The organism is Thermomonas alba (assembly GCF_022419205.1).
GTDB lineage: Bacteria > Pseudomonadota > Gammaproteobacteria > Xanthomonadales > Xanthomonadaceae > Thermomonas > Thermomonas alba.
Genome location: NZ_JAJOZU010000002.1, coordinates 300,680 through 312,288 on the forward strand (window position 1 = coordinate 300,680; position 11,609 = coordinate 312,288).

Here is an 11,609-nt window from a genome sequence, read left to right on the forward strand (position 1 = left end):
CGGGAGAAGCCCATGCCGCGTCTGATATCCACTCCACTGCTGCTGCTGACGCTGTCCGGGTGCGCCGGCCAGGCCGTGCGCGCGGATGCCGCGCCGGCTCGGGAGAGCGCAGCCACCGCCCCTGCACCGCAGGAGGCGCGCGCGCAGCAGGACACTCCCACCGTCGACGCCGGCGCGGCCGCCGTCACCCCGCCTGCAACCAGCGTCACGCAGCCCCCTGCCAGTGCCGCGCCACCGCCCGTGGCAACCGCGCCTGCTGTGACCAGCGATGCCGCCGTGGAGGCAGCGGAAACCGATTTCGATGCGATCTATGGGCAGACCGATGCGGCGGGCAACGGCGCTGCCACGCCGGCTGTTTTCGATCCGTGGGAGCCGATGAACCGCCGCATCCATGCCTTCAACCTGGCCGTGGACCGCGCGCTGATGCGCCCGCTGGCCCATGCCTATACCGCGGCACTCCCGGCGCCGGTGCGAACCGGTATCAGCAACGTCTTCGACAACCTGGGGACGCCGGTCACCTTCGTCAACCTGCTGCTGCAGGGGCGTCCGGGCGAGGCGGCGGAAACCCTGGGCCGGTTCCTGGTCAATACCACCATCGGCATCGGCGGTCTGTTCGATCCCGCCGGCAAGAAACTGAAGATGCACCGCCACAGCGCCGACCTCGGGCGCACGTTCGCGCGCTGGGGCTGGCGCGAGTCGCGCTATCTGGAGCTGCCGTTTTTCGGGCCGAGCACCCTGCGCGATGCCTTTGGCAAGGCCGGCGATTACCCGCTGTCGCCGCTGAACCATATCGAGCAGGATCGCACCCGCGTCGGGTTGCAGGCGCTGCAGGCGGTGGACTTGCGCGCCGGCCTGCTGAGCCTGGATACGCTGCGCGCGTCGGCGCCGGATGACTACACCCTCACCCGCGACGCCTGGCTGGCACGCCGGCGCTACCTGATCGACAACGACCGCAAGCACGCCGACGAGGGTGTCGATGCCTTGCCGCCGTACCTGATGGATGCCCCGGCGGTGCCGGAAACACCGGAACCTGCGCAACAGCCCTGATTCGGCGCCGGCGCGGCCACGCAGGACGCCGGCTCAAGACGCCACGGCATCCGAGCCGCCCAGACGCGGCGTTGGCTCGTTCCGCAGCTCCACAGCGACGTCCACCTCGCGCAGACTGCGCTCGATCGCGCGGGTGCGCACCCCGGTCTGCTCGATCTGCTTGCTGGCCTGGTCCAGCTTCTCTTTCACCTTGTCCAGCACGTCGCCGAACTTGCCAAACTCGGTCTTGGCCTTCTCCAGGATCCGCCAGACCTCGGCCGAACGCTTCTCGATCGCGACCGTGCGAAAGCCGATCTGCAGGCTGGTGAGCAGCGCCAGCAGGGTGGTCGGCCCGGCCAGGGTGACGCGGTGCTCGCGCTGCATCGCCTCGAACAGCCCAGGCCGGCGCAGCACTTCCGCGTACAGCCCTTCGGTGGGCAGGAACATCACCGCAAACTCGGTGGTGTAGGGACTGGCCACGTACTTGCGGATCTCGCGCGCCTGCAGCCGCACCGTGCGCTCCAGCGCCTCGCCGGCGGCGCGCACCGCTTCGCCATCGCCGCGCTCCTGCGCGTCCAGCAGGCGCTCGTAGTCCTCGCGCGGGAACTTGGCGTCGATCGGCAGCCACACCGTGCTCTCGCCGGTGGTTCCAGGGAAGCGCACCGCAAATTCCACGCGCCGGTTGCTGCCCGGCACGGTCTCGACATTGGCGGCGTACTGATCCGGCGCGAACACCTGTTCCAGCAGTGCCGCCAGTTGCACTTCGCCGAAGATGCCGCGCGACTTCACATTGGTCAGCACCCGCTGCAGCCCGCCGACGTCGGCCGCCAGCTTGCTCATGTCGCCCAGGCCCTGGTGCACCTGCGCCAGCATCTGGTGGACGCTGGCGAAACTCTCGCTCAGGCGCGTTTCCAGGGTGGCGTGCAGCTTCTCGTCCACGGTGGCGCGCATCTGCTCGAGCTTGCGCGCGTTGTCCTCGCGCAGGGCAGTGAGCTGCTGCTCGAGGGTGGCGCGCAGCTCGCCCAGGCGGGCTTCGTTACGCTGGGTGAGTTCGCGCAGGCTGGCGGCCAGGGTCTCGGCGTGGCGCTGTTGCTGCGCCGCCAGCTCCTGCCGCGCCTGGCGGGCATCGGCGGTCAATGCCGCGCGCAGTTCCTCCAGGCGGGCATCGGTGCGCGCGGTCAGCTCGTCCAGACGCGCGTCGGTGCGGGTGGCCACCGCCTGCACCTGCAGGCCGAACCCGTCGATGCGCTGGCCCTGCTGCAAGGCGAAGCTGTCGAGCTGGGCGCGCAGTTCGTCGCGGCCTTCGCGCGCCTGCGCGCGCAGCAGTTCGGCCAGGCGCTCGCCGGGCGCGCGCAGCAGCAATGCCAGCAACAAGCCGATCACGATCACTATCGCGAGCAGCACGAGCAAAAGCAGCGTATTCGTCTCCATGGCGCCAGTGTAGCGGCGCGCGGTCGCATCCCCTGCGACTTCAGCCGGCACTGATCCCGAAGATCCGGCCGATGCCGGCGGTGACCGCCAGCGCCAGGGCACCCCAGACCAGCACCCGCAGCGCGCCCTTGACGCCGCCGCCACCGGCGACGCGCTCGGCCACATAACCCAGCACCGCCAGCAGTAGCAGGGTGCTGGCCACGATCGCCGCGGTCAGCCCCGGCGCGGTCCACAGCCAGGCCAACAGCACGGGCGGCAGCGCGCCGAGAGTGAACGAGGCGGCGGATGCCAGCGCCGCCTGCACCGGGCGCGCGCGCTGCAGGTCGTGGATGCCGACCTCGTCGCGCAGGTGGGCGGCGAGCACATCGTGCGCGCTGAGCTGTTCCGCAACCTGCCGTGCCAGCCCCGGCTCCAGCCCGCGCCCGATATAGATCTGGGTCAGCTCCTCGAGCTCCGCCTCCGGATGTTGTTCCAGCGCCGCGCGCTCCATCCGGATATCGGCCAGCTCCGCATCTTCCTGCGAGCTGACCGAGACATACTCGCCGGCCGCCATCGACAGCGCGCCGGCCGCCAGCCCGGCGATCCCGGTCAGCAGGATGGTGGTGGGCGCCGCCTGCGCCGAGACGACCCCGAGCACCAGGCTGCTGGTGGAGATCAGGCCATCGTTGGCGCCCAGCACCGCGGCGCGCAGCCATCCGGAATGCTGGCTGCGATGGGCCTCGTGGTAATGGTGGTGGCGTTCGGCAGGCATGGAGATCCTTTGTTTCATTCGGACTGAAGGTAGGCGCAGGTTGCGATATCAGTCCAGCACGCGGCAGAACACGGCCTTTAGATAGCGGCTTTCCGGCACCTGTACCAGCCACGGGTGGTCCGGGCCGGCGCCGGCCACTTTGAGCACCTGCACGCTGCGGCCGGCGTAGAACGCGGCGCGGCGCAGCATGTCCAGGAACTGCTCCTCGCTGACCAGGCCGGTGCAGCTGAAGGTGGCGAACAGCCCGCCGGGCTTGACCACGCCCAGCGCCAGCTTGTTCATGTCGAGGTACTTCTTCAGCGCGCTGATGACCTGCTCGCGGTCGCGAGTCATCTTGGCCGGGTCCAGGATCACCACGTCGAAGCGCTCGCCGTTGGCGGCGGCATCCCGCAGCCAGGGGAAGATGTCGGCCTGCACGAAGCGCGGACGCACCTGGTTGAGGCGGGCGTTTTCGCGCGCGATCTCGATCACCGCCGGATCGATGTCGATGCCGACCACCTCAGCCGCGCCAGCCACCGCCGCATGCACGGCGAACCCGCCGGTGTTGCAGCACAGGTCCAGAACGCGCGCATCGCGGCAGTGCTGCGCCACCCAGCGCCGGTTCTCGCGCTGGTCGGCGAAAAAACCCGTCTTGTGCGCGCCGGCCGGATCGGCACGGAAACGCACGCCGTATTCGCTCACGATCGCAGGCGCGGTGCCCTGGGTGTCCTTGTAATCGAAGCTCTCCTGCTTCTGCACGTGCTCATCCGCGAAACTGTGGAAGCGGCAGCCGGGGAAGTACTCGCGCAGGGCGTCGAAGATGAGGCTGCGGTGGCGCCACGCGCCGGCGCTGAAGAACTCGACCACGATCAGGTCGTCGTAGCGGTCCACCACCAGCCCGCTGATGCCATCGCCCTCGCTGTGCACCACCCGCCAGGCGTTGGAAACGTCGTCCAGCCGCAGGATCTCGCGGCGCAGGCGCACCGCCTGCCCGATCTTGCGCACGAACCAGGCGGCGTCCACCGCCACGGCGGGGTCGCGCTCAAGCATGCGCAGGGCGATCCGCGAATGGCCGTTGTAGAAGCCGCGTCCGACGAAGGCGCCATCCACCCCGACCACCTCGACGATGCTGCCCGGCTTGAGCCGCTGCGCGGGCTTCTCGACCAGGCGCTGGAAGATCCACGGGTGGGTGGAGTTCCAGGCGTTCTTCAGGCGTACGACGGGCAGGGGCTCGGACATGGGGCTTGACGGCGGGCGGGCGGGATCGGTTATTGTCGCCGAAGAAGGGGAGTAATCCCGCGCGCGACGGTCGTCATGACGGGCCGATGTCCTTGCCGGACATCCCGCCCCGGCCCCGCGGCAGGCCGCCAGGTCTGTGGATGAGACCTTCGCCGAACGGCGAAGCGCGCTCCCTTTCCATGCGTCCCTGCATGGACGCCTCCGCCGCCCGGCCCTTGTGGTTCAACCCGCGTGGAGCGTTGCATGGAGACGATCGGAACCCCCTTTCTCTGGCTGGTGTTCGGCCTGGTGGTGATGGCCGCACTGGTGGCCGACCTGGTGCTGATGCGCCACGGCGGGCCGCACAAGGTCACGTTCAAGGAGGCCGCCTGGTGGAGCCTCGGCTGGGTCGCGCTGGCGCTGGCCTTCAACGCCTGGCTGTGGTGGGAGGCGGGGCAGCGCTTCGGCGCCGCGGAAGGCGAACGCATCGGCATGGAGTTTTTGACCGGCTACTTGGTCGAGAAGGCGCTGGCGGTCGACAACATCTTCGTATTCCTGATGATCTTCGGCTATTTCGCAGTGCCGGAGATGCAGCGCCAGCGCGCGCTGGTGATCGGCATCATCGGCGCCATCGTGCTGCGCGCGATCCTGATCTTCGCCGGCGCGCTGCTGCTGGCCAGGTTCCACTGGATCCTCTACCTGTTCGGCGCGTTCCTGCTGTTCACCGGGGTGAAGATGTGGCGCGCGGCCGGCGAGGAGCCCGACCTCGACCGCAACCCGGTACTGCGCTGGCTGACCGCGCACGTGCCGTTCGTGCGCCGCTACGTGGGCAGCGCGCTGTGGATCGGCCGCGGCCGCCGGCGCAAGTTCACCCCGCTGTTCATCGTGATCGCGATGATCAGCATCACCGACGTGATCTTCGCGGTGGATTCGATCCCGGCGATCTTCGCGATCACCGCCGACCCGTTCATCGTGCTGACCAGCAACGTGTTCGCGGTGCTGGGCCTGCGCGCGATGTTCTTCCTGCTGCAGGGCATGGCCGACCGCTTCCACCTGCTGCCCTACGGCCTGGCGCTGGTGCTGGTCTTCATCGGCGCGAAGATGCTGCTGGTGGATGTGTACAAGCCGCCGGTGCTGCTGGCGCTGGGCGTGGTGGCGGCGATCATCGGCACCACCATCGCGCTGAGCCTGCTGCGGCCGCCGGCCGCGCGCGATGAACAGGACTGAGGCCAGGCGTCGGCGTGGGCGCGTGAATAGCAGCAGCGCGCGGCCTCCTCTGCATCTTCGGGTAAGAAAAACCCGATTTTCAGGTCGGCTTACTCTGAAGCCTCCATGCTCAAATCCGCGCCACCCCGCGATCTGACGCGATCTCAGCCATCCAGCGCCCACAGAAAACAGGCGCATGCTGGCTTGGGGTTGGCTCGCGGACCGACTAGCATGCGCCGCCCACCAGGATTGGTGGGTGTCATCCACAACTACAAGGAGATGCCTATGAAAAAGTCCCTGATGCTGGCCTGCGCGCTGGCCCTGTTCAGCTTGTCCGCCTCCGCTTTTGCTGGTGAAGGCTTCGTCCGCGCCGAAGTCGGCCAGAGCAAGGTCAAGGCCTCGATCGACGGGATCGGCAGTGATCACGACGATGACACCGCCTACGCGCTGCGCGGCGGCTACTGGTTCAACTCGAACTTCGCCGTGGAAGGCCACTACAGCCGCTTCTACGACGAGACGTACAACGACGGCGAGGACTACGTGAAGGGCAAGCTGTCCGCGATCGGCCTCGGCGTGGTGGTCAAGGAACACGCCACCCCGACCGGCCTCGGCTTCTTCGTGCAGCTGCGCGGTGGCATCGCCCGCGGCAAGCTCTCGGTCAACTCCTCGCTGGGCAACGGCAGCGCGACCTCGAACAAGCCGTACTACGGCATCGGCGCCGGCTACGACTTCAGCAAGACCTTTGGCGTCAGCCTGAACTACGACCACAACCAGGGCTCGGGCGGCGACTTGCGCATCAGCGCCAATACCCTGTCGCTGGGCCTGGAAGCGCGTTTCTAACCGGATCGCCAGCAGCGATGCCACGCCTGCCGCCGCAAGGCGGCAGTCGTGCTTTCGGGATCCGGACGCCGTCGGTTCGGCCTCGGTTGCAGCAAGCGGTCTTAAGCTTGGCGGCCCTTCCGCTCTATCCAGCCAACCGCGTCATGTCTCGCCTCGTCATCCTCGCCGGTGTCGCCGCCCTGCTCGCCGCCTGCGCCAGCACGCCCAAGGCCCCGCCCGTGGTCGCGCCGGTCGCGCCGGCACCCGCGGTATCGGTGCCGCCGCCGAAGGTGGGGCTGGCGCTGGGCGGCGGCGCCGCCAAGGGCTTCGCCCACATCGGCGTGATCAAGATGCTGGAAGCCAACGGCATCCACCCGGCGGTGGTGGCCGGTACCAGCGCCGGCAGCGTGGTCGGCGCGCTGTACGCCGGCGGCATGGATGCCTATGCGCTGCAGCAGAAGGCAGTGGCGCTGGATGAGGCCAGCATCCGCGACGTCAGCCTGTTCTCGGGCGGGCTGGTGAAAGGGCAGAAGCTGCAGGACTACGTGAACGCCCAGCTCGGCCAGCGCACGTTCGCCCAGCTGAAAAAGCCGTTCGCGGCGGTGGCCACGCGGCTGGAGGACGGCCAGCGCACGGTGTTCGTGCGCGGCAACGTCGGTCAGGCGGTGCGCGCCTCCAGCGCCATCCCCGGGGTGTTCGAGGCGGTGACGATCGACAAGTTCCACTACGTGGACGGCGGGGTGGTCAGCCCGGTGCCGGTGGACGCCGCACGCGAGCTCGGCGCCGACATCGTGATCGCGGTGGACATCTCCACCAAGCCCACCGGCGCCGCCGATCCATCCAGCCTGCTGGGCAACGTCAACCGCAGCATCGCGATCATGGGGCAGAAGCTGGGCGCGGCCGAACTGGCGCGGGCGGACATCGTGATCCGCCCCGCGGTGAACGACATCGGCCCGGCCGATTTCGACCAGCGCAACCGCGCGATCCTCGAAGGCGAACGCGCTGCCCAGGCCGCGCTGCCGCAGATCCGGGCGAAGATCGCCGCGCTGCAGGCGCAGCGGCTGGCGCAGGCACGCGCGGAGGCCAACGCCCGCGCCGCGCAGCAGCGCGAGGCCGAGCGCAAGGCCCGCTGCGCCCAGCAAAGCGGCTGGCTGGACAAGTGGCGGCGCGACCCGGACTGCCGCGCCAACTGACCGGGCCTACGCCTCCCCGGCCAGCGGCAGCGCCTGCGCGCGCTTGACCGTGCGCAGCACGAAGCTGGTGTTGACATCGGCCACCTCGGCCTGCGCCAGCAGCTTGTCCAGCAAAAAGCGCGAGAAGTGCTCCAGGTCGCGCACCACGACGTGCAGCAGGTAGTCCATGTCGCCGGTCAGCGCGTAGCAGGCGACGATCTCCGCCCAGCCGTTCACCTGCTCGGCGAATACCGCGATGCGCGCCGCGTCGTGGCTCTTCAGCTGCACCCGCACGAAGGCCTGCAGGCCCAGCCCGAGCTTTTCCGGATCGACCTCGGCGCGGTAGCCGGCGATCACCCCGGCACGCTCCAGCCGCTGCACCCGGCGCAGGCAGGCCGAGGGGGACAGATGCACGCGCTCGGCCAGCTCTGCATTGGTCTGGCGCGCCGCGCGCTGGAGCTCGGCCAGCAGCAACCGGTCAATGCGATCGAGCGCGACAGCAGTCATTTTTGTCGTTCCAATGTCGATTTACGCAATGATATTGCTAAATATCGCGATATATACGCAATAATGCACGCATCTTGCGCCGGTCGCGGCTTAGGCTGAAAGCCCCAAGCATTAAGTGGTCGCCTTGCCATGTCCGCACAGCCCGCGCCCCGCCGCCTCGAGAACATCCAGACCGATCGCGGATCGCTGCCGGTGTACGCCACCGGCACCGTGGAGCAGCCATGGGAGAGCTACACCCCCAGCGACCACGCGGTCTGGCAGCAGCTCTACGCACGTCAGCGCGAAATCCTGCCCGGCCGCGCCTGCGACGCCTTCTTGCGTGCGCAGGAGACGATGCGCATGTCGCCCGATCGTATTCCGAAGTTCTCCGACCTGAACGCAGTGCTGGGCGATGCCACCGGCTGGCAGATCGTCGGCGTGGAAGGGCTGCTGCCGGAGCTCGACTTCTTCACCCATCTGGCGAACCGCCGCTTTCCGGTGACCTGGTGGATCCGCCGGCCCGAGCAGATCGACTACATCGAGGAACCCGATCTCTTCCACGACCTGTTCGGCCACGTGCCGCTGCTGATGGACCCGATGTTCGCCGACTACCTGCAGGCCTACGGCCAGGGCGGGGTGAAGGCGCACGGCATCGGCCCGGACGCGCTGATGCAACTGGCGCGGCTGTACTGGTACACGGTGGAGTTCGGCCTGATCCGCCAGCCCGACGGCCTGCGCATCTACGGCGCCGGCATCGTCAGCTCCAAGGGCGAATCCATCTACAGCCTGGAAAGCGCCGCGCCGAACCGGATCGGGTTCGACCTGGAGCGGGTGATGCGCACCCGCTACCGCATCGACACCTACCAGAAGACCTACTTCGTGATCGACAGCTTCGAGCAGCTGATGGACGCGACGCGGCCGGACTTCACCCCGATCTACGCGCGCCTGGCCGGGCAGGAGACGATCCCGGCCGGCGACGTGCTGCCCGGCGACCGCGTATTCCAGCGCGGCAGCGGCGAGGGCTGGGCGCACGCCGGCGACGTGTGACCCCGCGCGGCGCACGCGGCGCCGCTGCCCGCTATATCCTCGGGGCATGGACATCCGCTTGCGCGAACTCGTTTCTCCGCTGGTCTGGTGGCGCTGGGCGCGCCAGTGGCGGCAGGTGCATGTGGTCGGCCGGATCGACCGGATCGCGGTGCTCGAACATGTGCACGACAGCGGCCAGCTGGGGCCGCGCTATGCCTTCATGGTGGTGCTCTCCTGCGGCATCGCCACCCTGGGGCTGCTGCAGAATTCGGCCGCCGTGATCATCGGCGCGATGCTGATTTCGCCGCTGATGGGGCCGATCATCAACCTCGGCATGGGCCTGGCGACCTTCGACCTGCGCACGGTGCGGGAATCGCTGGTTTCGCTGGGTGCCGGGATCGCGCTGGCGCTGGCGATCGCCATGGCCATCGTCTGGCTGTCGCCGCTGCAGGAGGCCACCTCCGAGATCCTGGCGCGCACGCGGCCCACGCTGTTCGATCTGCTGGTCGCGATCCTGTCCGGCCTGGCCGGCGCCTATGCCACGGTGACCCGCAAGGGCGAGACCATCGTCGGGGTGGCGATCGCCACCGCGTTGATGCCGCCGCTGGCGGTCGTCGGGTTCGGGGTGGCGGTTGCCAACTGGGCCATTGCCGGCGGGGCGGCGTTCCTGTTCATGACCAACCTGCTGGCGATCGCGCTGTCGGTCACCATCATCGCCCGCTGGTACGGGTTCGGCGGGGCGGACAGCCCCAAGCAGACCGCGTGGCAGGCGATGTTGATCGTCTCCACGTTCCTGCTGCTGTCGATTCCCCTGGGCCTCGCCCTGCAGCGGATTGCCCGCCAGTCGCGCACGGAGCTGGCGGTGCGCGCCACGCTGGAGGCCGAAGCGGCCCGGGTCCACGGCCGCGTGTCGACTCTGCGCGTGGATGCCAGCAACCAGCGAGTGCTGGTGGACGTGGTGCTGATGCTGCCCTCCCACGTCGCCCGCCTGGAAGCCGTGCTGGAAACCCGCCTGCAGCGCGCGGTCGGGCATCCGGTGGATGTGAGCCTGCGCGAGATCGTGACCGCCGACGATGCCGCCATCGCCCGCCAGCAGAGCACGCTGGCCGAACTGCGCCGTAGCGTGCTGGCGCTGGAAGACCGCGAACAGACGCGCGCCAGCCAGCAGCAGGCGCAGGCGGATGCGCGCGCGCGCATGCTGGCTGCGGTGGCCGCGCAACTCGGGCGCCTGCAGCGCAGCGATGACGGCCGCGGCTGGGTACTGCGGTTGGCGCCGGAAAACCGCATTCCGCTAGCGCGGGCGCGGCAGATCGAGCGCGAGCTCAATGCCGCCGCCGCACCTGGCACACTGCAGGTGATTCCTGCCCTGCAGACGCTGCCGGCGATCCTGCCGGGCGACGTCAGCCTCGACGCTCCGGAGGCAGATGCCTCCCTGCAGGCCCAGCTGGACGCCCAGGCCTGGGCGCTGCAGCGCTGGCACAGTGGGGCGGTGGACGTGCTGCTGGCCACGCGCAGCAACGCCCAGGCGCATGCGTGGGAACAGGCGGTACGCGCTACCCTGGCCACCCACCAGCTGCCGCTGGGACGCGTGCAATGGCGGCGCGAGGCGCCCGCGCGGGTGCAACTGATGCCCGCCAGCGAGTGAGTGCGGCGCGCGCCCGAGGCGCGCGCCCGAATCGCACAGGCGCGCCTGCTACAATGCGCCCCGTCATTGGGGAGTAGCCTCCCATCCTCCGGAAGGGGCTTGCGTCAACACACTCGGCCGGCCGGCCGTGGCGCAAGCAGGCTCACGTGCCTGGCCAGACCTTTGACCACAGCGCCTCCATCCGTGGCCGGGGATGCGCCGTGGTCATTCGTCTGCGGTCCGGCCCGGGAGTACCGATGGAATCTCTGCTCGTCCCCACCGCCGTGGTCGCCCTGGCCGAGATTGGCGACAAGACCCAGCTGCTCGCCTTCCTGCTCGCCGCGCGCTTCAAGAAGCCGCTGCCGATCGTGCTCGGCATCCTCGCGGCGACCCTGGTCAACCACGGCCTGGCCGGCGCGCTCGGCGCCTGGATCACCCACGCGCTCGACCCGGCGGCGCTGCGCTGGGTGCTGGGCCTGTCGTTCCTGGCGATGGCGGCGTGGACCCTGGTGCCGGACAAGATCGAGGAAGAGGAGACCCGGATCGCCGGCCGCCTCGGCGTGTTCGGCGCCACCCTGGTGACGTTCTTCCTCGCGGAAATGGGCGACAAGACCCAGGTCGCCACGGTCGCGATGGCCGCGCACTACGCCTCGCCGCTGCTGGTGGTGGTCGGCACCACGGCCGGCATGCTGATCGCGGACGTGCCCGCGGTGTTCCTCGGCGACAAGCTGGCCGATCGCATCCCGATGCGCCTGGTGCACGCGGTGGCCGCCGCGCTGTTTGCCCTGCTCGGCATCGCCACCCTGCTCGGGGCGGGCGCGCGCCTCGGGTTCTAGCCCTGCCGCGCAGCGGCTGCGGTAGGCGACAATGG

The 11,609-nt window shown here is 69.3% G+C and carries 11 protein-coding genes and 1 riboswitch; of the genes, 7 read left to right on the forward strand and 4 right to left on the reverse strand.

The window, feature by feature from the left end:
- Positions 1-12: 12 nt before the first annotated feature.
- Positions 13-1,047: an MlaA family lipoprotein gene (locus tag ML342_RS03890; protein ID WP_240125614.1), complete on the forward strand. Its 1,035-nt coding sequence runs from the start codon at positions 13-15 to the stop codon at positions 1,045-1,047.
- Positions 1,048-1,080: 33 nt separating this feature from the next.
- Here ML342_RS03890 and ML342_RS03895 read toward each other — a convergent pair whose 3' ends face one another.
- Genes ML342_RS03895 through ML342_RS03905 form a run of 3 tightly spaced genes read right to left on the reverse strand, consistent with a single transcriptional unit; the run spans position 1,081 to position 4,426 of the window.
- The gene (locus tag ML342_RS03895; protein ID WP_240125615.1) at positions 1,081-2,457 is read right to left on the reverse strand and encodes a DNA recombination protein RmuC; all 1,377 of its coding nucleotides are present in this window, start codon (positions 2,455-2,457) and stop codon (positions 1,081-1,083) included.
- A gap of 40 nt (positions 2,458-2,497) precedes the next feature.
- The gene (locus ML342_RS03900) at positions 2,498-3,208 is read right to left on the reverse strand and encodes a VIT1/CCC1 transporter family protein (RefSeq protein WP_240125616.1); all 711 of its coding nucleotides are present in this window, start codon (positions 3,206-3,208) and stop codon (positions 2,498-2,500) included.
- Between the two features lie 48 nt (positions 3,209-3,256).
- A complete protein-coding gene (locus tag ML342_RS03905) occupies positions 3,257-4,426 on the reverse strand; it encodes a class I SAM-dependent rRNA methyltransferase (RefSeq protein ID WP_240125617.1) in 1,170 nt (389 codons plus the stop codon).
- Positions 4,427-4,669: 243 nt separating this feature from the next.
- On the opposite strand from ML342_RS03905, the gene ML342_RS03910 reads away from it, so the two are divergent.
- The 3 genes from ML342_RS03910 to ML342_RS03920 all read left to right on the forward strand — a co-directional run bounded on the left by ML342_RS03910 (position 4,670) and on the right by ML342_RS03920 (position 7,623).
- Positions 4,670-5,632 carry a TerC family protein gene (locus ML342_RS03910; protein WP_240125618.1) on the forward strand — a complete coding sequence of 321 codons (963 nt, stop codon included), beginning with the start codon at positions 4,670-4,672 and terminating at the stop codon, positions 5,630-5,632.
- 264 nt (positions 5,633-5,896) lie between these two features.
- Entirely contained in the window at positions 5,897-6,451 is a 555-nt protein-coding gene (locus ML342_RS03915) for a porin family protein (RefSeq protein ID WP_240125619.1), read from the forward strand.
- 143 nt (positions 6,452-6,594) lie between these two features.
- On the forward strand, positions 6,595-7,623 hold the full coding sequence (locus tag ML342_RS03920) for a patatin-like phospholipase family protein (protein WP_240125620.1): 1,029 nt from the start codon (positions 6,595-6,597) through the stop codon (positions 7,621-7,623).
- Positions 7,624-7,629: 6 nt separating this feature from the next.
- Here the strand turns inward: ML342_RS03920 and ML342_RS03925 are convergent, their stop codons facing one another.
- Positions 7,630-8,109, reverse strand: coding sequence for an Lrp/AsnC family transcriptional regulator (locus ML342_RS03925; protein ID WP_240125621.1), 480 nt, complete (start codon positions 8,107-8,109; stop codon positions 7,630-7,632).
- A gap of 129 nt (positions 8,110-8,238) precedes the next feature.
- Between ML342_RS03925 and phhA the strand changes: the two genes are divergently transcribed.
- From phhA to ML342_RS03940, 3 genes are all read left to right on the forward strand, one after another.
- Complete coding sequence (gene phhA / locus ML342_RS03930; RefSeq protein ID WP_240125622.1) at positions 8,239-9,135, forward strand: phenylalanine 4-monooxygenase; 897 nt, start codon at positions 8,239-8,241, stop codon at positions 9,133-9,135.
- Between the two features lie 46 nt (positions 9,136-9,181).
- Positions 9,182-10,759, forward strand: a complete 1,578-nt coding sequence (locus tag ML342_RS03935) for a DUF389 domain-containing protein (RefSeq protein WP_240125623.1) — start codon at positions 9,182-9,184, stop codon at positions 10,757-10,759.
- Between the two features lie 50 nt (positions 10,760-10,809).
- A riboswitch (yybP-ykoY riboswitch) is annotated at positions 10,810-10,991 on the forward strand.
- Between the two features lie 4 nt (positions 10,992-10,995).
- On the forward strand, positions 10,996-11,574 hold the full coding sequence (locus ML342_RS03940; RefSeq protein WP_240125624.1) for a TMEM165/GDT1 family protein: 579 nt from the start codon (positions 10,996-10,998) through the stop codon (positions 11,572-11,574).
- Positions 11,575-11,609: the final 35 nt, after the last annotated feature.

Excerpts from the sequence above, each read along its gene's own strand:
- ML342_RS03890 (WP_240125614.1), top strand. The coding sequence starts at position 13 with ATGCCGCGTCTGATATCCACTCCACTGCTGCTGCTGACGCTGTCCGGG.
- ML342_RS03910 (WP_240125618.1), top strand. The coding sequence starts at position 4,670 with ATGGAGACGATCGGAACCCCCTTTCTCTGGCTGGTGTTCGGCCTGGTG.
- phhA (WP_240125622.1), top strand. The coding sequence starts at position 8,239 with ATGTCCGCACAGCCCGCGCCCCGCCGCCTCGAGAACATCCAGACCGAT.
- ML342_RS03940 (WP_240125624.1), top strand. The coding sequence starts at position 10,996 with ATGGAATCTCTGCTCGTCCCCACCGCCGTGGTCGCCCTGGCCGAGATT.
- ML342_RS03935 (WP_240125623.1), top strand. The coding sequence starts at position 9,182 with ATGGACATCCGCTTGCGCGAACTCGTTTCTCCGCTGGTCTGGTGGCGC.
- ML342_RS03925 (WP_240125621.1), bottom strand. The coding sequence starts at position 8,109 with ATGACTGCTGTCGCGCTCGATCGCATTGACCGGTTGCTGCTGGCCGAG.
- ML342_RS03905 (WP_240125617.1), bottom strand. The coding sequence starts at position 4,426 with ATGTCCGAGCCCCTGCCCGTCGTACGCCTGAAGAACGCCTGGAACTCC.
- ML342_RS03915 (WP_240125619.1), top strand. The coding sequence starts at position 5,897 with ATGAAAAAGTCCCTGATGCTGGCCTGCGCGCTGGCCCTGTTCAGCTTG.
- ML342_RS03900 (WP_240125616.1), bottom strand. The coding sequence starts at position 3,208 with ATGCCTGCCGAACGCCACCACCATTACCACGAGGCCCATCGCAGCCAG.
- ML342_RS03895 (WP_240125615.1), bottom strand. The coding sequence starts at position 2,457 with ATGGAGACGAATACGCTGCTTTTGCTCGTGCTGCTCGCGATAGTGATC.
- ML342_RS03920 (WP_240125620.1), top strand. The coding sequence starts at position 6,595 with ATGTCTCGCCTCGTCATCCTCGCCGGTGTCGCCGCCCTGCTCGCCGCC.